General features: G+C 71.8%; 18 protein-coding genes. 5 read left to right on the top strand and 13 right to left on the bottom strand.

The annotated features are described in order from the left end of the window. Positions 1-216 precede the first annotated feature (216 nt). A complete protein-coding gene (locus ACTMMA_RS05110) occupies positions 217-816 on the top strand; it encodes a DUF2975 domain-containing protein (protein WP_441189017.1) in 600 nt (199 codons plus the stop codon). After that, the gene (locus ACTMMA_RS05105; protein WP_441189016.1) at positions 816-1,043 is read left to right on the top strand and encodes a helix-turn-helix domain-containing protein; all 228 of its coding nucleotides are present in this window, start codon (positions 816-818) and stop codon (positions 1,041-1,043) included. Before ACTMMA_RS05110 ends, ACTMMA_RS05105 begins: the two co-directional genes overlap by 1 nt. 105 nt (positions 1,044-1,148) lie before the next feature. On the opposite strand, the gene ACTMMA_RS05100 is transcribed toward ACTMMA_RS05105, so the two are convergent. The 6 genes from ACTMMA_RS05100 to ACTMMA_RS05075 all read right to left on the bottom strand — a co-directional run bounded on the left by ACTMMA_RS05100 (position 1,149) and on the right by ACTMMA_RS05075 (position 9,211). Then, positions 1,149-1,700 carry an NYN domain-containing protein gene (locus tag ACTMMA_RS05100; protein ID WP_441189015.1) on the bottom strand — a complete coding sequence of 184 codons (552 nt, stop codon included), beginning with the start codon at positions 1,698-1,700 and terminating at the stop codon, positions 1,149-1,151. A gap of 36 nt (positions 1,701-1,736) precedes the next feature. Next, positions 1,737-2,927: an alpha/beta hydrolase gene (locus ACTMMA_RS05095; RefSeq protein WP_441189014.1), complete on the bottom strand. Its 1,191-nt coding sequence runs from the start codon at positions 2,925-2,927 to the stop codon at positions 1,737-1,739. Further along, on the bottom strand, positions 2,924-3,997 hold the full coding sequence (locus ACTMMA_RS05090) for a hypothetical protein (protein WP_441189013.1): 1,074 nt from the start codon (positions 3,995-3,997) through the stop codon (positions 2,924-2,926). Before ACTMMA_RS05090 ends, ACTMMA_RS05095 begins: the two co-directional genes overlap by 4 nt. Then, positions 3,987-5,204, bottom strand: coding sequence for an ATP-grasp domain-containing protein (locus ACTMMA_RS05085; RefSeq protein WP_441189012.1), 1,218 nt, complete (start codon positions 5,202-5,204; stop codon positions 3,987-3,989). The genes ACTMMA_RS05090 and ACTMMA_RS05085 overlap by 11 nt, the downstream gene beginning before the upstream one ends. A 114-nt stretch (positions 5,205-5,318) precedes the next feature. After that, complete coding sequence (locus ACTMMA_RS05080; RefSeq protein ID WP_441189011.1) at positions 5,319-7,694, bottom strand: acyltransferase family protein; 2,376 nt, start codon at positions 7,692-7,694, stop codon at positions 5,319-5,321. 314 nt (positions 7,695-8,008) lie between these two features. Further along, positions 8,009-9,211 (bottom strand): hypothetical protein, encoded by a 1,203-nt coding sequence (locus ACTMMA_RS05075; RefSeq protein ID WP_441189010.1) that lies wholly within the window; start codon positions 9,209-9,211, stop codon positions 8,009-8,011. 102 nt (positions 9,212-9,313) lie between these two features. On the opposite strand from ACTMMA_RS05075, the gene ACTMMA_RS05070 reads away from it, so the two are divergent. Together ACTMMA_RS05070 and ACTMMA_RS05065 are read left to right on the top strand one after the other, a co-directional pair. After that, entirely contained in the window at positions 9,314-9,832 is a 519-nt protein-coding gene (locus tag ACTMMA_RS05070; protein WP_441189009.1) for a peptidylprolyl isomerase, read from the top strand. Positions 9,833-9,923: 91 nt separating this feature from the next. Next, positions 9,924-10,757, top strand: coding sequence for a rhomboid family intramembrane serine protease (locus ACTMMA_RS05065; protein WP_441189008.1), 834 nt, complete (start codon positions 9,924-9,926; stop codon positions 10,755-10,757). A 172-nt stretch (positions 10,758-10,929) separates the two neighbouring features. Here ACTMMA_RS05065 and ACTMMA_RS05060 read toward each other — a convergent pair whose 3' ends face one another. Next, positions 10,930-11,190, bottom strand: a complete 261-nt coding sequence (locus ACTMMA_RS05060; protein WP_441189007.1) for a cell division protein CrgA — start codon at positions 11,188-11,190, stop codon at positions 10,930-10,932. Positions 11,191-11,250: 60 nt separating this feature from the next. On the opposite strand from ACTMMA_RS05060, the gene ACTMMA_RS05055 reads away from it, so the two are divergent. Next, positions 11,251-12,045 (top strand): DUF881 domain-containing protein, encoded by a 795-nt coding sequence (locus tag ACTMMA_RS05055; protein WP_441189006.1) that lies wholly within the window; start codon positions 11,251-11,253, stop codon positions 12,043-12,045. 174 nt (positions 12,046-12,219) lie between these two features. Here the strand turns inward: ACTMMA_RS05055 and ACTMMA_RS05050 are convergent, their stop codons facing one another. Genes ACTMMA_RS05050 through ACTMMA_RS05025 form a run of 6 tightly spaced genes read right to left on the bottom strand, consistent with a single transcriptional unit; the run spans position 12,220 to position 20,076 of the window. Beyond that, positions 12,220-14,427, bottom strand: coding sequence for a protein kinase domain-containing protein (locus ACTMMA_RS05050; protein ID WP_441189005.1), 2,208 nt, complete (start codon positions 14,425-14,427; stop codon positions 12,220-12,222). Then, positions 14,424-15,881, bottom strand: coding sequence for a peptidoglycan D,D-transpeptidase FtsI family protein (locus tag ACTMMA_RS05045; protein WP_441189004.1), 1,458 nt, complete (start codon positions 15,879-15,881; stop codon positions 14,424-14,426). The genes ACTMMA_RS05050 and ACTMMA_RS05045 overlap by 4 nt, the downstream gene beginning before the upstream one ends. After that, entirely contained in the window at positions 15,878-17,278 is a 1,401-nt protein-coding gene (locus ACTMMA_RS05040; protein WP_441189003.1) for an FtsW/RodA/SpoVE family cell cycle protein, read from the bottom strand. The genes ACTMMA_RS05045 and ACTMMA_RS05040 overlap by 4 nt, the downstream gene beginning before the upstream one ends. Then, positions 17,275-18,720, bottom strand: a complete 1,446-nt coding sequence (locus tag ACTMMA_RS05035) for a PP2C family protein-serine/threonine phosphatase (protein WP_441189002.1) — start codon at positions 18,718-18,720, stop codon at positions 17,275-17,277. The genes ACTMMA_RS05040 and ACTMMA_RS05035 overlap by 4 nt, the downstream gene beginning before the upstream one ends. Before the next feature lie 3 nt (positions 18,721-18,723). Then, positions 18,724-19,191, bottom strand: a complete 468-nt coding sequence (locus ACTMMA_RS05030) for an FHA domain-containing protein FhaB/FipA (protein ID WP_441189001.1) — start codon at positions 19,189-19,191, stop codon at positions 18,724-18,726. Further along, positions 19,192-20,076, bottom strand: coding sequence for an FHA domain-containing protein (locus ACTMMA_RS05025; RefSeq protein WP_441189000.1), 885 nt, complete (start codon positions 20,074-20,076; stop codon positions 19,192-19,194). Positions 20,077-20,181 lie beyond the last annotated feature (105 nt).

Below are 20,181 nucleotides of genomic sequence, written 5' to 3'. Positions count from 1 at the left end.
CTCCTGGTGCACCCCTGGGGACAGGGACGGGGTGCGACTGGCTGAGGGACGCAACCACGATAGTCACATCAGCCCCTTCTGTCACTAGGCATAGCTACGAGTACGTGGTCGCGCCCTCCGTCGCCCGACCCAACCCATTGACGTCTCCTATCGTTTCTCGATAGCATCGAAAAACGATAGGGCGGACCATCCGTCCTCGACCAACAGGGAGGGACCATGTCCAGCACCAGCACCGGCCGCGACCGGATGCGCTTCGACCGGAGCGACACCATCGCCACGCAGCTCATCCTGTGGCTGCTCGTGGGAGCGAGCGCGGCGTACCCGGCCTTCGTCGCCATCGACTGGATCCTGCGGCGGCAGGTCACCCTGACCGGGGTCCCGGTCGAGACCGCCGAGGACGCGGCGGGTGCCGGCCGGGTCCTCAACCCCGTCGGGGCGGAGGTCCTGGTCGACGACGTCGGGGCCGGACACTTCGCCCTGCTCCTGGTCGGCAGCCTCCTGACCGTGGCCGCAGCCGTCTGGGCGGCCATCCTGCTGACCCGCTTCCTCGGCAACCTGGCCGACGGCGAGCCCTTCGTGCCCGCCAACGTCACCCGGCTGCGGATCGTGGCGGCACTCCTGCTCGTCGTGCCGCTCGTGGCCTCCGTCGTCATCGCGATCGCCCGCGCGGAGATCCTGGAGGCCGCCGGCGCCGAGGCCGGCTTCGCCCTCAGCTTCAGCCTGGGCTGGATCGCCGCGGGCCTGCTGGTCGCCGCGATCGCGCAGGCCTTCGCGACCGGCACCCGGCTGCGCTCCGACGTGGACGGACTGGTCTGATGCCCCCCGAGGAGGGCCACCGCATCGTCTGCCACCTCGACGAGATCCTGGCCGCCCGCGGGATGACTGTCGCCGCGCTCGCCGAGGCCGTCGGCGTCACGCCGGTCAACATCTCGGTCCTCAAAAACGACCGGGCCAAGGCCGTGCGCTTCTCGACCCTCACCGCCATCTGCGACGTCCTGGGCTGCGAGGTCGGCGAGCTCCTCAGCCTCGCCCCGCAGCCCTGAGCCAGCCCGAAGGCGAGGGTATGCAGCCGCTCGCGCGACCGCATACCCTCGCCGTCGGAGGGCGCGAGACCGCCTCGTCCGCACCCCCGGTCCGGGGGCGGCAGGTCAGAGGAACTGCAGCGGGTCGAAGTCCTCGATCGGGATGATCCGCAGCCGCGGCAGCGGCGCGTTGAAGGCCTTGGTGTCGTGCTCGAGGTCGAAGAACTCCAACCCCTGGGCCCGCAGCGGGGCGAACCCGCTGTTGCGGAACTCCTCGAAGGCCACCACCCCGACCCGGCGCTCACCGTCCAGCAGCGGCTCGACCGTCTCCAGGAAGTCCCCGTCGTGGCTGACGAGCATGACGTCCTCGTCACGGTCGGCGAGCGCCTCGAGGGTCTTCTGGATGGCCATGTCGACGACCTTCTGGTCGCCGGAGCCCGACAGCGGCACGGGCACGTAGCCCAGCGCCCGCAGCGCCTGCACGAAGGACATCGGCAGCCCCGAGCTGGCGTTGAGGAAGAACAGCCCGTGCGCCGGCTGGCCCCAGGTGTCCTGGGCGAAGCCGAGCAGCCGGTCCCAGCGCGGGCGCTCCTCCGGCGTCGGGCGCCGGCCGAGGATCGAGTTGCCGAGCGTGGCGTCGATGTTCTCGCCGTCGACGAGCAGGTAGGTCATGGCCATCGAGGGCCTCCTAGGTCGATATAGAGGGTTATCAGATTATTCGTAGACAAGCTTCTGCGGGCCGGGGAAGACCCACGACAGACCCTCACGGAGCCGGTCGCGCCAGTTCTCCCACGAGTGTCCGTCCCGTGACTCTACATAGCGCACCTGCGCACCGGTGGACTCGAAGACCGGCACCATCGAGCGGTTGTGCGTGATCAGTGGCTCGTAGACCCCGCAGCTGATGAACATCCGGTCGGCGACCTTGCGCGGCCGCTCGCGATACCGGTTCATGAACTTCACGACCGGGTCGAAGGCCGGGCCGCCGCCGTGCTCGCTGCCGATGTCGGTGAAGACGAACGACCCGGACTGGAGCAGCAGGTTCCCGAAGTCGCCGGGGTTGCGGTAGGCCGTCGACAGCGAGGCCACCGCCCCGAAGCTCGCGCCCATCAGGCACCGCGCGTCGGCCCGCCGCAGCACCGGCAGCTGCTCCTCGATCGCCGGCACCAGCTCGCGCACGAGATGGCCCGCGTGCGGGGAGTAGTTCGGATACTCCCGCAGCCGGTCGCCGGGGTTGGAGAAGACCACGATCGTGGAGGCCATGTCGAGGTCGTGGATGAGATTGTCCAGGACCGTCTGCATCGCGGCATAGGTCACGTAGTCGTCGCCGTCGTGCACGATGAGCAGCGGATACTCGCTGGAGCGACGGAAGCGCGCCGGCAGGTAGATCCGGTTGTGCGTCATCCGCCGCAGCGCCCGCGAGTGCATCCGGAAGTCGATCATCTCCCCCGGCCGCGCGTCGGCCTGCGGCAGCACCCATTCGGGGGTCTCGTAGCCGGCAGCCTGCAGCACGCTCGAGGAGCCCACGGGGCTGTGCGCCACGTGCGGGTTGAGCGGGTCGTTGAAGGTCTCGTAGGCCGCGCCGGTGCGCACCTCGATCTGATACTCGACCCGTGAGTGGGCCGGCAGCTCGATCGTCACGAACCACAGCGGCAGCCCGTCGACCGGCTCGATCTTCTTCATCGGCACGTGCTGCGGCTGGTTGACGATCCGGTGCCGCACCGCGACCGCGTCCGCCTCGCCGCGGTAGAGGAAGGTGCACTTCGGCCCCTCGACGATCGGCACCTGCCGCCGCGCGATGAAGCGGTCGATGTCGGCGGCCGTCGGACGGCCCTGCGAGCGCAGGGTGTTGATGGCCAGCTTGCCCTTGTGCCGCGGAGGCATGGGGTATGGGGTGGGCAGGGTCATGCGGCCCCCTCACCCTCGTCGACGGTCACCGTGCCGTCGGGCGCGACCATCCGCGCTCCCGGTGGCAGGGTCCCGTCCGGGCGCAGCGTCACCTCGGCGTGCTCGTCCAGGAGCAGAGGAGTGGCGGGTCGGCAGCGCTCGGCGAGAAGCCGCATACGCAGAGAGTCCTTGAGATCGAGGCGGTCCCGCGCCGACGGGAGGGCCACGATCCCGCGGGTCAGGCCCAGGCCGCGCATGAGCATCTCGGACACCCCGGGGCTGGTCACCGAGTTGTCGTAGAAGAGCAGCACCCGCTCGGTGAGCACCATCGCGCCGGCCCCCCAGGCGATGATCGGCCGGTAGAGATTGGGCGTGGAGACGGCGCGGCCCTCCACGTCGGCGTCCATCCCGGCCAGCGCCGGACCGATGTTGAACAGGTGCATCGCCCCGAGCAGGACCCCGACGTGCCCGCCGGTGATGACGACGGCGTCGGTGCCGTTGATCGCCTCGCCGACCAGATAGCGGGCGTGCGCGACGGCGTCGCGGTGCTGGGGCTGGTAGCGGTCGAAGTAGTCGTGGTGCAGCTCCTCGACCCGCGCCAGGTGCCGCTCGTCCATGTCGCGGATGATCGCGAAGGCGTCGCGGACGGCGATCTCCCGGATCAGCTCGTCGCTGCCCTGGTGGCCGTGGATCCGCTGCAGCCCGGCGGCGGCCTGCTCGACGCCGATCAGGTAGAGCGACTGCAGCTCGCCCATCCGGGTCCGGCGCTCGCGGTCGGCGCGCGCCAGCTCCGGGTCGGCCTCCCAGACCTGCTGCATGAGATTCCACAGGAGCAGGTTGGTGGTGCGTCCGCCCAGCTCCTCGACCAGCAGCGCGTCCTCGTCCTCCCGGTCGCGCCAGCCGGCGGTGATGGTGGCGAAGTGCCGGCCCTCGAGGTCGAGCGTGGAGATGACGCTGCGCAGGCGCGGGTTGCGCTGGGGGCCGAGGAGGGTGATGCAGGCCTGCTGCGCGCTTCCTGCCTGGTCGGATCCTCCGTCGGACCGTGCTGCGTCGGACCGTGCTCCGTCGGGCGTCGTCCCGTCAGCCGGCATAGACGTGGACGGTCCGGCCGACGTCGTCGAGCATCGCCTTGAGCTGGTCGAAGTCCGGGTGCTTCATCCGGATCCAGGCGTTGGCCATGAAGCCGGCCTCGATCGGCTGGGTGCCGGTGCCCGCGTGCGGGATGTGGGCGTCGATGATCCAGCGGCCGTAGCGGTTCTCGATCTCCTCCAGGCCCGAGTAGCCCTTGATCTGCCCGTCGTGGTCGGGGCGCAGCGCCACGATGCCCGCGGAGTGGCTGCGGCTGGGGGTCTGGGTCACGCGGCCGTGCACGATCGCCTCGGCCCAGGCGCGGTAGACGTCCATGTCGTTGGCCGCGTTGTAGAGGTCCCAGCAGCCCACGCCCGGCGGCCGGGCGCCGATCTCGCTGAACTTCAGCCCCTTGGGGCCGTGGAACCACTCCATGTGGGTGGCCGAGGTGGTGATGCCCAGGGCCTGGTTGACGCGGTGGCCCATCTCGCGGATCTCGTCGTAGAGCCCGCCGCCCTCGACCCGGTTGGTGGCGATGAACATCGGCGAGATCCACCGCGTGCGCATGGCCTCGAGGATCCCGGGGAAGTAGTGGGAGGCGAAGTCGGTGACGATCTGGCCGTCGATGGTGATCGTGTCGTAGAAGCCCTCGTGGCCCTCGACGAACTCCTCGACCGCGATCGAGTCGTAGCCCCCCATCGACTCCAGGGCTGCCGTGAGCTGGGTGTCGTTGTCGACCCGGCTGGTCCCGGCCGCGCCGGCCGCGTCACGCGGCTTGACGATGAGGGGATAGCCGACCTGGCGGGCGAACTCCCAGACCTGCTCGGCGTTGTCGGCCCCGGTCGAGACTGCGGTCGGGACGCCGGCGGCGCGCAGGGCGTCCTTCATCGAGGGCTTGTCGCGGCACAGCCAGGTGGTGCGCACGGAGGTGCCGGGGATGCCGAGGTCCTCGCGGACCTGGGCCGCGACCATCTGGTGCGCCTCGATCGTGGACTCGAGCTTGTCGACCCAGACCATGCCCTGGATCCGCCGCACGGTCTCGGTCATCTGGTAGCGGTCGGTCACCGAGCCGACCTGCTCGTAGTGGACCATCCAGCTCTTGAGCTCGTCGTCGAGGTAGTCCCAGGGGGTCTCGCCGATGCCGATCACGTTGGCGCCGACCGCGGCCAGGGCCCGGGGGAACTCCCGCTGGTTCCGCGGGAAGTGGGGCTCCACGAAGATGATGTTCACGGGTCGAGCCTGCCACAGGCGGCCGGGCACCGACCACTTCTGGTGGGAGTTCTGGTGGGAGTTCTGGGAGGACTTCCGACGGGACTTCTGAGGGATATGCGGTGGCGCGCGTCCTCAGCCCCGTCGCGCGAGCTCGTCGAAGGCTTCGGCGACGACCTCGGCGTAGACGTGCATCCCCTCGATGTCGGGGTGGACCTTGTCGGCCTGGAGGGCTTCGGGCTGCTCGCTGATGGTGGCGTTCCACCTGCCGACCACGGCGTTGGGGAAGTCGGCCACGATCTCCCGGATGGCCTTGTTGGAGCTGTCGGTGAAGGAGGAGACGACGTAGAGGTCCATGACCACGACGTTGCGGTCGGGACCGAGCGCCTCCAGCGTGCGGCGCAGCGCCTTCTCGTCGACGCCGGCGTTGCTGCCCAGGTGGAGCACCACGTTGTCGCGCACGGCGCCCTCGGCGATCCCGGCGGTGATGAGCGGCTCGGCGTCGGCCCACTTGCGGTTGGACTTGGCCAGGTAGTTGATGTCCGAGAAGCGGTAGGTCAGACCGTCGGCGCTGGTCACCACCAGCGAGTCGCCGATGGCGGTCATGGTCGCGCTGTCGGGCACGAGCAGGTCCTCGGCGTCGGGGGTGAACTCCGAGCCGTTGACCGTGACCGCGCCGGGGGCCGCGTCCTTGGCGTCGGCGTCCTTGTCCTTGCCCTCGTCGTCCTTGCCCTCGTCGCTCGCGGCGTCGTCCGTGCCGGACTTCTCGTCGGCCTTCCCGGAGTCCTTGCCCGAGTCCTTGCCGGAGTCCTTGCCCGAGTCGGCGTTCTCGTCGCTGCCGTCCTTGCCGTCGGCCTTCGCACCCGCACCGCCGGCGACCTCGCCGTCCAGCCCGAGCCCGCCACCCATCGCGGCGCCGTCCAGCCCCCGGACGTCGCCACCCGCCGCGCCCGCGGCGGCCCCGGCGTCGGCGCTCTCCTTCGCCCCGCTCGCCTCGTCGGCGCCGTCGGTGCCGGCGCCCCTGGCCAGCCGGGCCTCGGTCTCCTCGATCTGGGTCTGGGTGGCCGACTTGTCCGGAGCGGTGGCGACCGCGACCACGGTGGCGATGAGCATCAGCGCGAGCAGGGCGGCGATGATCCGCGGACCCTTGCTCTCCTGCCACGGGGTGGCCAGCCAGCCGAAGAACCGCCGGATGCTGGCGCGCAGCCCGAGCTGGCGCACCGGCTGCTCCAGGAAGCGGTAGGACAGCGCCGACAGCCCCAGCGTGATCGCCAGCGCGGTGCCGAGCACGACCGCCCCGTGGCCCGTGCCGGGGGCGAAGGGCACCAGGGCGCCCATGATGATCAGGACCGGCCAGTGCCACAGGTAGATGCCGTAGGACCGCTCCCCCAGCCAGGTCACCGGCCGCAGCTCGGCCAGCCGCCGCCACAGGCTCGGCGACTCCAGCAGGCCCGCGATGAGGACCACGGTGGCCAGCGAGGCCAGCAGGATGCCGCCGCGGAAGGTCAGGGCGCTGGTGTCGCTCATCCAGCGCATCAGGGCGGCGAGCATCACGCAGGCGCCCAGCACGGCGACCCCGCGCCAGCGCCGCCACGCCCGCGAGCGCAGTCCTGCGCGGCTGCGCGGGTCGGCCCACGCCAGGGCGAAGGCGGCGCCGGCCATCAGGCCCATCAGGTGAGTGTCGGTGCCGTAGTAGACGCGGGTCGCGTCCTCCCCCGGGGTGTAGAGCGCGGCCATCGCCACCGCGCTGGCCAGCCCGATCGCGGCCACCGCGATGACCCGCTGCCGCGCCGTCCGGGTCAGCGCCAGGACCAGCACCAGCGAGACCGGCCACAGGAGGTAGAACTGCTCCTCCACCGCCAGCGACCAGAAGTTGACGAACAGGATCGGGCTGGTGCTGTGGAAGTAGCTCGCCCCCGCCGCGATCTCCAGCCAGTTGGTGGTGAAGGTCAGCGCGCCCAACGCCTGCCGACCGATGCCGACCAGCAGGTCGCCGCCGATGAGCCGGGCCACCGTGACCGTGGTGACGACCACGAGGACCAGGGCCGGCAGCAGCCGTCTGGCCCGCCGCCGCCAGAAGCCGAGCAGGTCGATCCGGCCCTTCCGGTCCACCTCGCGCAGCAGCAGCGTGGTGATGAGGAAGCCGGACAGGACGAAGAAGACGTCCACGCCCAGATAGCCGCCGGGCAGCACCGTCGGCGTGAAGTGGAAGATCAGGACGGCGATGATCGCGATCGCCCGGATGCCGTCGAGGCCGGGGATGATGCCGGGACGGGGATCGAGGTCGCGCGGTCCGCGGCCGCCTCGCCTGCGCTGTGGCGCGGGTCGGGATCCCTGGGGGTATGCGGTCTCCCCCCGCTCGAGCAGGTCCGGGCCTCGGTCCGCGGTCAGTCGGCGCTCGTGGGTGCGCGCCGGGGCCCGGAGCATCTCGGGGCCGTCGGCAGGACGGGCGGAAGGTCGGCTGGCCCGGCGGGGTGCGGAGGGGTCGTCACGGTGCACTGGCAGCGACATCCCGCGCTCTCCTCCCGGCTCGTCCACGTGGTGGGGCCGGACCACCAGCAGTGCGGTCCGCTCCCCGACGCCAGCGTAGGTGCGCTGAGCAGCGACGACGCGGCCCCGATCCGGTGTGTCGCGAACCCACCCGCCGCGGCACGTACCTGCGGGCTCGCTCGGCCCTACGGGTTTGCTCGCCAGGAGCGAGCAAACCCGTAGGTCCCCCGAAACCCCGCACGGTCGGGCGGCGGAGGACAGCAGGACGCCCCCGCCGGAAGTGGCGGGGGCGTCCTCGGTGCTCAGCGCCCAGAGCGTGCTCCGGGCCGGAACCTTCAGGCGCGGTGGCGACCGGGGCGGTCGTCCTCGTCCTCGAGCTCCTGACGGACCTCGTCGAGCCCGTCGTTGACCTCGTCCATGGTCGGCGGCTGCTCGGAGCCCAGCTCGTCCATCTCCTCGTTGGTCAACATGTGCGCCTCACCGGAGGCGACCTCGGCCGACGGGGCGGCGGCGGTCACGTCAGTAGTGGTCACGTCGGCAACGGCCACGTCGGCCACGGGGGCGACCTCGGTGGCGACGGGCGCGCGGGAGGCCCACGGGTCGGCCGAGCCGGCCTGGCTGGCCCACGGGTCGGTGGCCACGGCCTGCTGCTGGCGGGAGAGGTACCACGCCACGCCGGCGCCCGCGGCCGCGAGCAGGCCGAGCGTGATCATCGTGCCGCCCTTCTTCTTGCGGCCGGTGGTCTTCGGGCCGCCGGTCAGGCTGGCGACGACACCCTCGTCCTTGGCCAGGACACGGTCCTTGCCGGTCTGGACGTCGCCGAGCATCGCCTGGATCTTGGGCAGCAGCTCCTCGTTGATGAGGTCGCGCAGGTGGTCGACCTTGGGTGCGACGGCGGCCACGCCCTCCTGGGCGCGGGGCACGGCGGCGTCGATCCCGTGGTCCATGCCGACGACGGCGCGGTCCCGGGTCTCGGCCGCCTTCTCGCGGGCGGCGGCGGCCAGCGCCGCCACGATCGCCGCACCGATGCCGGCCTTCTCGGCGGCGGCCTCGCCCAGCGGGCCGGCCTTGTCCTTGACGACGTGGGCGGCGTGCGAGCCCTGCTCCCGCAGCACCTCCGCGGCGTGCGAGCCCTGCTCACGGGCGACCTCGGCGGCGTGGTGGGCGGTCTTGCCGGCCTTGGCGCCGGCGACACCGGCGAGCGCGGCGACCGTGCCCCCGGCGGCCTCGCTCTTCTTGCCCAGCGCGACCTTGGAGTGGTCGGCGGCCTTGCGGCCGTGCTTGGCGGCCTTGGCCGCGGCCTTCTCGGCGGCGGTGCGGTCCTTGCCGGCGGCCTTCAGGGCCTTGGCGCGGGTCTTGTGGGCGTGCCGGCGGGTCTTGCGGTCGTCCTGCGGCGCGGTGGCCTCGGCGATCGCGGCCACGACGGCGGCGCCGAGGTTGCGGGCGCCGTCCGCGGCGTTGGAGCCGGCGGTGGCAGCGTCATGACGGGCCTTGCCGCCCTGGGCCGCTGCACGGTCGGCGTCGGTCTTGAAGAACACGACTGTCCCTCCTAGGTAGTGGGGTCCTCCCCCCAATCCTGCCTTGTGCGGCCGCTCGTCTCCACCTGGGGGGCCCAGGAAGGACGTGTAAGACTGGACCCCATGAACGTGACGCTGCACACCAACCACGGCGACATCGCCATCGAGCTCTTCGAGCACGCGGCCCCGAAGACCGTCGACAACTTCGTCGGCCTGGCCACGGGCGAGAAGGACTACAAGGACGACGCGGGCCGCACCAACCCCCAGCCCTTCTACGACGGCCTCACCTTCCACCGGATCATCCCCGGCTTCATGATCCAGGGCGGCTGCCCCCTGGGCGAGGGCTTCGGCGGCCCCGGCTTCACCTTCGACGACGAGATCAGCCCCGACAAGAACTTCAACCAGCCCTACATGCTCGCCATGGCCAACGCCGGCAAGCGCATGGGCAAGGGCACCAACGGCTCCCAGTTCTTCATCACCGTCGAGCCCACCACCTGGCTCCAGGGCAAGCACACGATCTTCGGCGAGGTCGCCGACGAGGAGTCCAAGAAGGTCGTCGACGCCATCGCGGCCGTCCGCACCGGCGCCAACGACAAGCCGGTCGAGCCCGTCGTCATCGAGCGCATCACCGTCGACCGCTGACCGGATGAGCACCCCGCCCCCCGGGCCGCCCGCAGACCCGGGCGGCGGGACACCGCATACCCCTCCGACGTGCCCCCGGCACCCGGACCGGGTGAGCTATATCGTCTGCCAGCGGTGCGACCGACCCACCTGCCCGGACTGCCAGCGCCCCGCCGCCGTCGGCATCCAGTGCGTCGACTGCGTCCGGGAGGGCGCGCGCACGACGCCGGTGCCGCGGACGCGCTACGGCGCGGCGGTGCGGCAGGGTCCGCCAGTGGTGACCTACACCCTGATCGGGCTGTGCGTGCTCGTCTACCTCGGTCAGCGGACGCTGGCCGGCCTCACCCTGGACCTGTCCTTCATCGGGGTGCTGGCCGCCAGCGAGCCCTGGCGCTTCATCACCTCGGCGTTCGTGCACTCGCCCCGCAGCCTGCTGCACATCGCCTTCAACATGTACATCCTCTATGCCTTCGGCCCGGCCCTCGAGGCGGCGCTGGGGCGGCTGAAGTTCCTCGTCGTCTACCTGATCTGCGCGATCGGCGGCTCGGTCGGGGTGCTCCTGCTCGCCAACCCCGATCCCGGCTGGTTCGTGCAGGTCGTCGGCGCCTCCGGCGCCATCTTCGGGCTCTTGTTCCTGTATGTGGTGCTCGTGCTCCGCTCCGGACAGTCACCCACCACCCTGCTGGTGATGATCGGCATCAACCTCGCCCTGCCGTTCTTCGTGGGCGGCATCGCCTGGCAGGCGCACGTCGGCGGTGCGATCACCGGCGCCATCATCGGCGGGCTGCTCACGCTGACCTCCGCTCCCGGGCGCACCAAGGAGGCCAACCGGCGACGCGGCCTGATCTGGCCCGGCCTCGCGGCCGTGACGGTGGTGCTCATCGCGCTCGCCGCCTGGCGGATCCTCAGCGTCCTGGGCGAGCAGGCCCTCCACTTCACCATCTGACGACCGGCGACACGGTCTGCTCCCCACTGGCGACACGCTCTGCTGCCGACCGGGGACACGATCTGCCCGTCGATCGCCGACCCAGCAAGTTATCCACAGGCTTTCCCCACTCTGGGGATAATTACACCCGTGTAACTCGGTTTCTGTGGATAACTCTCGGGAACTCTCGGGGCTAGCGCCAGTTGGTGGCCATGACGAAGCCCGCCATGATCAGGCCCATACCGATGGCGAGGTTCCAGTAGCCGATCGCGCCGATCGGCAGGGCGCCGCTGGTGATGTAGAAGGTGGCCACCCACAGGACGCCCAGGATCATCAGGCCGCACATCACGGGGACGAACCAGGACGGGTTGGACTTGATCTTCTGCGTCTGGGGCAGCTCGGAGCTGCGCCGGGCGCGCTCCTTGGCGCCGGCACGCCCGCGGGACTTGGGCACGGAGGATCTCCTTCGTCGAACAAGGTGGTCACCGCAGGATACGCGGCTACGCTGGTGGGGATGAGCACCACGGCCCCCAACGCACCCGAAGGCACGCCGCGGCGCCCTGCGGGGGTCGTCGGCGTGACCGTCGTGTGCGTGCTGGCCGGGCTGCTCTTCGGGACGAGCGCCGCCCTGGCCCGCAACACCCCACCGGCCGCAGCGCCGCTCGACCTCGTCTCGCTGATCCAGGCACGTGACCAGCAGGTCAATCAGCTCAACGAGCGCGTCGAAGCGCTGCGCACCGAGGTCGACGACCTGCAGGCCAGGGCCGAGAGCAGCCAGGCCAGGACTGCCTCACGCAACGCCGACAAGATGGCCCCTGGGGTCGGGATGGCCGCAGTCTCCGGTCCGGCCGTCCAGGTGACGCTCGACGACGCCGGCTACACCCTCTCGACCCTCCCGGAGGGCTACTCGGTGGACGACGTGGTGGTCCACCAGCAGGACCTCCAGGCCGTGGTCAACGCGCTCTGGGCCGGTGGTGCCGAGGCGATCATGGTCCAGGACCAGCGGATCGTCTCGACCAGCTCGGTCCAGTGCGTGGGCAACACGCTCTACCTGCAGGGACGTGTCTACTCCCCGCCCTACACGATCACCGCCGTCGGTGATCCCAACAGCTTGCACGCCTCCCTGCAGGCCGACCCCACGGTGAGCATCTACCGCCAGTGGGCGGAGGTGATCGGCCTGGGTTACGAGGTGAACGACCTGGCGACGGTGGAGGTGCCGGCGTTCGCCGGTGGTGTGCGACCGCAGTACGCCACGGTGGCCGAGGTGCCAGAACCCTCCGAGGACCCGACGCCCAGCCCTGCCGGCTGAGCCCTCACCACCCCTCCGCTTTCGGTCGCGCCAGCCTGTCTCGGGTCGCGCGCGTCCCGCGCAGGGTCGAGGGTCGACAGACCGTGTCGCCGGTCGGGAGCAGAGCGTGTCGCCGGTCGGGAGCAGAGCGTGTCGCCGGTGGGCAGCAGAGCGTGTCGCCGGTCGGGGGTGTGGTCAGCCGGTCTCGGTGGGCGGATCCGTCGGGGGCGGGCTGGGGCGGCCGGGCGGGTCGACGGGGGGAGTCGTCGGAGGTCCGGTCGGCTCGGCCGGGTCCGTCGTGGGCGGGTCGCTCGGCGGTGGGGTCGTCGGGTCGTCCGAGGTCGGCGGCTCGGTGGTCGGCGGCTCGGTGGTCGGCGGGGGTGCCGGCTCAACCGTGATCTCGGTGGTGATGATCGCCGTCTGCGGAGGCTGCTCGGCGACGATGATGGTGATCTTGGTCCCGTGGTCCAGGCGCTCGCCCTCTTGGCGCGACTGCTCGATGACCGTCCCGGGCTCGTGGTCGTAGGTCGCCAGGAGCTGGACCTCTTCCATCACGAGCGAGGAGTCGTGGACGAGCAGCACCGCCTCGTCCCTCGTCCTGCCCACGAGGTCGGGCATCTTCACCTTGCCGGTCGCGACCTCGAGCGTGATCTCGGTCGAGGGGTCGACGGCCCGCCCGCCACCGGGCGTCGTGGAGATGACCTCGCCCTTCTCATGGTCGGGAGAGTCGGTCTCCTGCGCCTCCTCGACGACATTGGTGAACGCCAGCCGGGCGAGCTCGTCGCGGGCGGCCTGCTCCTCCCACCCGCGCAGGTCCGGGATGGTGATCGCCTCCGGACCTGCCGAGACGACCAGATCTACGGCCGTGCCCTCGGGGGCCATCCCGCCTTCGGGGTTCTGGGAGATGACGGTGCCCTGCTCGCGGTCGCTGTGCCGCGGCACCACACCGCCGACCTGGAGGCTGGCGTCCGCGAGGATCTCACGGGCCCGGGCCTCGGTCTCGCCCACGGTGCTGGGGACGGCGACCTGGACCGGCTCGGGCGGACCCGATCCGGGGCCGAGCACCTGGAAGAGCACCCAGGCGACGCCGGCGACGGCCAGCAGGGCCAGGGCGCCGAGCAGGAGTCCGGCGCCGCGGTGGCGCTTCTCCCGGACGGGCAGCTCGTCTGTGCGTTCCCACCGGTCGTCGCCGCCCCGATAAGCGCTCGAGCCGTAACCGCCGGAGTCGTAGCCGTCGCCGCCGCCCTGGCCGGGTCCCCGGCCAGGGACGGGCACGGCCTCGGTCTGGGCCATCGCCCGCGCCGATCGCGCGGCGGCAGCCGCGCCGACGCCGCCCGCGGCCCCGACACCACCGGCCCCGGCACCACCGGCGCCGAAGTCACCGGTCCCGAAGTCGCCGGCTCCGACGCCGCCCGCGGCCGGTCCGGCGCCGTCTCCGCCACCGGGGCCTTTCTGCCCCGCTCCGACGACCGCGGCCAGGCTGGCCATCGCGTTCTCGGAGACCGGGCGGTCGGCCCGGAAGGCGTTGAGATCGGCGCGGAAGTCCGCCGCGGTCTGGTAGCGCTGGTCGGGGTCCTTCTCCAGCGCGTGGAGCGTGATCGCCTCGATGCCCTCCGGCAGCGGCCGGTAGGTCGAGGGCAGCTTGGGCATCTCGCCCAGGTGCTGGTAGACGAGCGAGACCGGGTCGCCCTGGAAAGGCGTCCGGCCGGCGAGGAGCTCGTAGAGCAGGCAACCGACCGAGTAGAGGTCGGAGCGGCCGTCGACGTCCAGCCCCTGCGCCTGCTCCGGCGACAGATAGCGCGCGGTGCCCATGACCGCCGAGGTCTGGGTCATCGTGGCGGCGGTGTCGGCCAGCGCCCGCGCGATGCCGAAGTCCATGACCTTGACCGCGCCGTTGGGGGTGACCATGACGTTGGCCGGCTTGATGTCGCGGTGGACCAGGCCGCGGGCGTGGGCGTACTCCATCGCCGACAGCACCGCCGCGGTGATGCGCGCCGCCTCGTCCGGGGGCAGCATCTTGTCCGGGCTCTCGTTGAGCAGCTCGCGCAGCGTCTTGCCGTCGAGGAACTCCATGACGATGTAGGGCACCTGCACCGGAGCGCCGGCGGGCTGCGGGACGGACTCCTCCCCGGAGTCGTAGACGCCCACGATCGAGGGATGGCTCAGACCCGCGGCGGACTGGGCCTCGCGGCGGAAGCGGGACAGGAAGGAGGAGTCGCGCGCCAGGTCGGTGCGCAGGATCTTGATCGCGACCTGCCGGCCCAGCCGCAGGTCCTCGCCCGCGTGCACGTCGGCCATGCCGCCCCGCCCGACCAGCGGGCCGATCTCGTAGCGGCCGCCCAGGACGCGGGGCGCGTCCTTCTCCGGCGGCGGGGGGCCCACGTGGGTGGCGTCGTCGCTCATCGGTCCGCTCCTGCCTCGAGCATCGCCCTGGCCACCGGGGCGGCGATCCGCCCGCCCGTCTCCCCGATCCAGCTGTCGGTCGCCGACTCGACGATGACGGCCACCGCGATCTTGGGGTCGTCGGCGGGGGCGAAGCCGGTGAACCACGCGTGGGCCGCGCCCTGGGTGCCGAACTCGGCGGTGCCGGTCTTGCCGGCGACCGAGAGACCGGGGACGGCTGCCGCATACCCCGAGCCCTTCTCGACCACGTCGACCATCATCGCGGTCAGCGCCGCCGCGGTCTCGCCGGAGACGGCGCGGGAGAGCGGCCGGGCCTCGGTCCGCTCGATGACCTCCAGGTCGCCGTTGCGCACGGTGTCGACCAGGTATGGGGTCATCACCACCCCGTCGTTCGCGATCCCGGCGGAGATGAGCGCCACCTGGAGCGGGGTCTCCCGCACGTCGTGCTGACCGATCCCGGTCAGGGCCAGCTGGGCCTCGTCCGGGCCGTCGGGATAGCTGCTGGGGGTGACGGTCATCGGCACCTGGAGGGTCTGGCCGAAGCCGAACTTCTCCGACTGCTCCCGCAGGGCGTCCGCCCCGAGCTCGCCGGCGAGCCAGGCGAAGGAGGTGTTGCAGGACACCTGGACCGACTCGTGCAGCGTCGGGCGGTCCTGGGGGTCGCAGGCCGCGCCGCCGAAGTTGGGCAGCGTCGTGCTGGTGCCCGGCAGGGTGTAGGTGCGCTCGCCCTCGAGCTCGCTGTCGGGCTCGTAGCGGCCGCTCTCCAGAGCGGCGGCAGCGACGACCAGCTTGAAGGTCGACCCGGGCGGGTAGAGGTCGCCGGCGATCGCCCGGTTGACCAGCGGACGGGCCGGGTCCTCGGTGAGCCTGACGTAGGCCTCGTCGACCGCGGTGAGCTGGTGGCTGGAGAGGGCGTTGGGGTCGAAGGTCGGGTGGCTCACCATCGCCAGGATGGCCCCGGTCCTGGGGTCGACGGCCACGGCCGCGCCCCGACGGTCGCCGAGCGCCTCGGCCGCGGCGGCCTGCACCTCGGGGTCGATGGTCAGCTCCAGACTCGCGCCCACAGGTTTCTGACCTGCGACGACGTCGACGAGCCGCTGGTAGAACAGGCTGTCGTCGGTGCCGGCCAGGACCGAGTTGCGGGCCCGCTCCAGCCCCAGGCCCGCGCCGTAGGTGAAGGAGTAGTAACCGGTGACGTGGGCGTAGCGGGAGGCCTGGTCGTAGCGGCGGATCCACCTCAGCTCGTCGTCGGTGGCCTCGGACCGGGCGATCGGGTCGCCGTCGACCAGGATCGCCCCGCGCTCGCGGCTGTAGCTGTCGATGAGCGTGCGGCGGTTGCCGGGGCGCTCGCGCAGGTCGCCGGCCTGGACGAACTGGATCCAGGTGGTGGCGATGAGCAGCGCGGTGAACATCAGGAAGACGACGACCGCGAGCCGGCGGATCGGGGTGTTCACCGGCCCACCGCCCGTCCCTCGGCGAGGTCGACCGTGGGGTCCTGACGGCGCTCGGACACGGGCCGCCGGGCGTGGTCGCTGATCCGCAGCAGCAGGGCCACGATGATCCAGTTGGCCAGCAGCGACGAGCCGCCCGAGGACAGGAAGGGCGTGGTCAGACCGGTCAGCGGGATCACGCGGGTGATGCCGCCGACGATGACGAAGACCTGCAGCGCGACGGTGAACGCCATGCCGGCGGCCAGCAGCTTGCCGAAGCCGTCACGGGCGCCGATGGCCGCCCGCAGGCCGCGCTCGACGAACAACGCGTAGAGCGCCAGGATCGCGAACAGCCCGATCATCCCCAGCTCCTCCCCGAAGCTGGCGATGACGTAGTCACTGGCGGGGAAGTAGGTGATGTAGGGGAAGCCCTGCCCCAGCCCGGTGCCGAAGATCCCGCCGTGCCCCAGGCCCATCAGACCCTTGGCGACCTGGTCCGACTGCCCCTCGGCGAAGGGGTCCAGCCACAGCGTCACGCGGGTCTGGACGTGGGAGAAGACCCGCCAGGCCAGCACCGCACCACCGACGAAGAGCGAGAGACCGATGACGATCCAGCTCGTCCGCTCGGTCGCGACGTAGAGCATGGCCACGAACAGCCCGAAGAACAGCAGCGACGAGCCCAGGTCGCGCTGGAGCACCAGGATCATCACTGAGAGCATCCAGGCCACCAGGATCGGCCCGAGGTCGCGGGCGCGGGGGAACTGCAGCCCCAGGATGCGCCGGCCCACCAGGGACAGCGCGTCACGGGTGCTCACCAGATAGCCGGCGAAGAAGATCGCCAGGGCGATCTTGGCCAGCTCACCGGGCTGGAAGCTCATGCCCGCCACGCGGATCCACAGCCGGGAGCCGTTCTCCTCGTGCCCGATCACCGGCAGCATCGGCATGAGCAGCAGCAGGAAACCGACGGCCATGGCGATGTAGGTGAAGTTGCGCAGCAGCCGGTGGTCGCGCAGCACGATGAGCACCGCCGCCGCCATCCCGACGGCCAGGCCGGTCCACATGAGCTGGCGGCTGGCCACCCCGGAGGTGGCCTCCAGGCCCATCGACAGGTCGATCCGGTGGATCATCACCAGACCCAGCCCGTTGAGGAGGGTCGCGAGCGGGAGGAGGAGCGGATCCGCATACTTGGCCCGCCACCGCAGCACGACGTGCAGGGCGAGGGGGAAGACCGCGAAGATCCCCACGTGCCACCACACGTCGGTGGGCAGCGCGTCCGCGGTCGCCAGGCCTACGTTGACATAGGCCAGGGCGACGATGCCGATCGCGAAGAGGACCAGCAGCAGCTCCAGCGTCCGGCCGCTGCGGACCTTGAGGCTGGAGATGGTGACCGGGGAGGGGCCGGAGCGGGTGGCCGTGCTCACGGCGACACCTCCTCGCCGAGGGTGACGCCCAGGTCGAGGAGGTCGGCCAGCGAGCGGTTGCCGGGCAGGGCGGTGATCGTCACCGTCGCGATGTCCCCGGTGGAGAGGTCTCTGGTGGAGACGCCGCCGGTGGAGGTGGTCCCGGTGGAGGTGGTCCCGGTGCCGGGGGCGCCCGTCGTCCCGGGTGCGCTGGTGGCGGCCCCGTCGTCGACCGGCTGCACCTGCTCGGTGCCGGCCAGGGAGCGCAGCTCGGCCACGATCGTGTCGGCGCCGGCGCGGTCGCTGGCGGCCAGGGTGCGGCGCACGCGCTCCTGGTAGTAGCCCGGCAGGGCCTCCAGGGCCAGGTCGGTCTCCTCCTCGGCCACGCTCAGGTCGATCGGTCCCAGGTCCTGGGCCAGGCCGCGGTAGATCGTGACCATCCCGTCCTGCTCGCCGACGAAGTACTGCGTCTGGCTCCAGCCCCACGCCAGGTAGCCGGCCCCGCCGAGGGCCGCCACGAGCGCCGCCCCGACGAGCCCGCGCCGCAGCCACCGCAGGAAGGGGCTGGTCGGACCCTCCTCGGCCAGCACCGGTCCCTGGTCGGCGACCGGCACGCCCGAGGCCTCTCGGGAGAGCTGGGCGGCCTTCTGGGCGGGGGTGAGCTCGGTCGGCCGACGGGTCGAGCGGCGCTCGCTGGCGGCGCCCACGACCTGCGGCTTGGTGGTGCCGTCGCCGGAGGGCACGGCGTCGGCCACGATGACGGTCACGTTGTCGCGGGTGGAGGCGCGCAGCGCCAGCTGGATGAGCTCGTCGGCGATCTGCCCGGGGGTCCGCCCCGTCTGGGCCAGGATCTCCCCGACCGTCTCCTCGGCGGCGTAGTCGGTCAGGCCGTCGCTGCAGATGAGGATCCGGTCGCCCTGGCGCAGCTCGCGCAGGGACAGGTCCGGCTGGTCCTCCGGCCGACCGGTGAAGACCCGCGTCACCAGCGAGCGCTGGGGGTGGTGCAGCGCCTCCTCGGGCTCGATCCGTCCCTCGTCGAGCAGCTTCTGGACGAAGCTGTGGTCCTTGGTGATCTGGGTCAGCCGACCGCCGCGCAGCAGGTAGGCGCGGGAGTCGCCGATGTTGGCCACCGCCAGCTTGGTCCCCGCGCGCAGCATCGCGATGCAGGTCGTGCCCATCCCGTCGGAGTCGGGATAGACCTCCATGACGTCGGCGAGGCGGCTGTTGGCCTCCTCCAGCGCCCGCTCGAGGATGTCGAGGGCGTCGTCGGCGCCGTGGGACTCGCCGTCCAGGTGCGCCAGCTCGGCCACGACCAGCGACGAGGCGACGTCACCGGCGGCGTGCCCGCCCATCCCGTCGCACAGCAGCAGCAGCTCCGGGCCGGCGTAGGCGGAGTCCTCGTTGCGGGACTTGCTGCCAAGACCGAGGTCGGAGCGGGCGGCGTAGCGCAGGGAGACGGGCATGGGTCAGCGGCGCAGCTCGATGACGGTCTGGCCGATCCGGATCTGCGCACCGGGCTCGAGGCGGGCGCCGGTGGTGATCCGCTGACCGTTGACGATGGTGCCGTTGGTGGAGCCGAGGTCGTCGGCATACCAGGCGTCCGCGCCGGGATAGATCCGCAGGTGGCGGCCGGAGGCGTAGTCGTCGGTCAGCACCAGCGAGCACTCCGGGTTGCGGCCGATCAGCACGCCGGACTCGTGCAGCGGGATGGAGGTGCCGCGCAGGCTGCCCTCGGTGACGACCAGGTGCTTGGGGGCGTTCTTGCGCTGCTTGCGCTCGCTGCGCGACTCCCGCGACCGCGGCGGCCCGGCGTTGCGGCTGAGCACCCGCGTGCCGTAGAGGTCCCCCCGCAGCGCACCGACGATGGAGAAGACGAACGCCCAGAGCAGGACGATCACGCCGAGGCGGACGAGGTTGAGGGTCAGCTCACCCATCTAGCCCTCCAGGCGGAAGATCAGGTGGGTCCGACCCATGGTGAGCCGGTCGTTGTTGCGCAGCTCCTCGGAGCCGACCTGCTCGCCGTTGAGATAGCTGCCGTTGGTCGAGCCGAGGTCGCGCAGGATGACCTGCAGGTGGGGGCCGTCGTGGGTGATCCGCAGCTCGGCGTGCCGGCGGCTCACGCCCGGGTCGTCGAGGGTCACGTCGGCCTGCGCGTCGCGGCCCAGCACGGTCACGGCCTGGGTCAGCGGGATCCGCCGCCCGTCGAGCTCCAGCACGGGCCGCGGTCCGCGACCGCGCGCCGGCTGACGCTCCTGGGTCTCGAAGGCCCGGGTGCCGCCCTCGCCTCCTGCTCGGGGGTCCGAGGGCCGACGGTATGCGGCATGCGGGTCGTCCTGCTCCTCGCGTCCGCGCGGGGCGGCCGGGCCACGACCGCGCGGGTCGTCGCGTCGGGCGCGGTCGTCGCGTCGGTCGCGGTCGTCGGGCCGGGAGCCCCCGCGGCCGGGCCGACCGTCCTTGGCGGCCGCCGCGACCCGGAAGATCCCGGTCTCCAGGTCGTCACCGGCGGTGAGACGGACCTCGAAGGGGCCGGGAGCCACATACCGCTGGGCGTCGGCGTGGTCCTCGGCGGCGGCGACCAGCTCGTCGGTCAGGGCCCGCTCGTAGGAGGCCAGCCGCTCGTGGTCGGTCTCGGCGAGCTGGATCGTGAAGACGTTGGGGACCATCGTGCGGCCCGGGCCGAGCACGGCGGCCCGGTCGTCCATCGCGTCACGCATCGCCGAGGCGATCTCGACGGGCTGCACCTCGGCCTTGAAGACGCGGGCGAAGGGCTGCTTCACCGCACGCTCGAGCCCCCGCTCGAGCCTGTCGAAGACACCCACGGCCACTCCTTGATGTTCGGTCCCGGAAGAAGAGCTGGCTTATGCCCGTCCGATCGTACTTGCCGCTGCTGGCAGGGCCCTGGATCTGCGCTGGTCCGGGTGTGG

Origin of the sequence: Ornithinimicrobium panacihumi (assembly GCF_052073805.1) — a bacterium.
GTDB classification, from domain to species: domain Bacteria; phylum Actinomycetota; class Actinomycetes; order Actinomycetales; family Dermatophilaceae; genus Ornithinicoccus; species Ornithinicoccus panacihumi.
This window is presented reverse-complemented; position numbering and strand designations above follow the sequence as displayed.

What these genes read in the sequence shown, in the direction of transcription:
- ACTMMA_RS05110 (WP_441189017.1), top strand. Translation starts at nt 217, where the DNA reads ATGTCCAGCACCAGCACCGGCCGCGACCGGATGCGCTTCGACCGGAGC.
- ACTMMA_RS05105 (WP_441189016.1), top strand. Translation starts at nt 816, where the DNA reads ATGCCCCCCGAGGAGGGCCACCGCATCGTCTGCCACCTCGACGAGATC.
- ACTMMA_RS05100 (WP_441189015.1), bottom strand. Translation starts at nt 1,700, where the DNA reads ATGGCCATGACCTACCTGCTCGTCGACGGCGAGAACATCGACGCCACG.
- ACTMMA_RS05095 (WP_441189014.1), bottom strand. Translation starts at nt 2,927, where the DNA reads ATGACCCTGCCCACCCCATACCCCATGCCTCCGCGGCACAAGGGCAAG.
- ACTMMA_RS05090 (WP_441189013.1), bottom strand. Translation starts at nt 3,997, where the DNA reads ATGCCGGCTGACGGGACGACGCCCGACGGAGCACGGTCCGACGCAGCA.
- ACTMMA_RS05080 (WP_441189011.1), bottom strand. Translation starts at nt 7,694, where the DNA reads ATGTCGCTGCCAGTGCACCGTGACGACCCCTCCGCACCCCGCCGGGCC.
- ACTMMA_RS05070 (WP_441189009.1), top strand. Translation starts at nt 9,314, where the DNA reads ATGAACGTGACGCTGCACACCAACCACGGCGACATCGCCATCGAGCTC.
- ACTMMA_RS05055 (WP_441189006.1), top strand. Translation starts at nt 11,251, where the DNA reads ATGAGCACCACGGCCCCCAACGCACCCGAAGGCACGCCGCGGCGCCCT.
- ACTMMA_RS05050 (WP_441189005.1), bottom strand. Translation starts at nt 14,427, where the DNA reads ATGAGCGACGACGCCACCCACGTGGGCCCCCCGCCGCCGGAGAAGGAC.
- ACTMMA_RS05035 (WP_441189002.1), bottom strand. Translation starts at nt 18,720, where the DNA reads ATGCCCGTCTCCCTGCGCTACGCCGCCCGCTCCGACCTCGGTCTTGGC.
- ACTMMA_RS05030 (WP_441189001.1), bottom strand. Translation starts at nt 19,191, where the DNA reads ATGGGTGAGCTGACCCTCAACCTCGTCCGCCTCGGCGTGATCGTCCTG.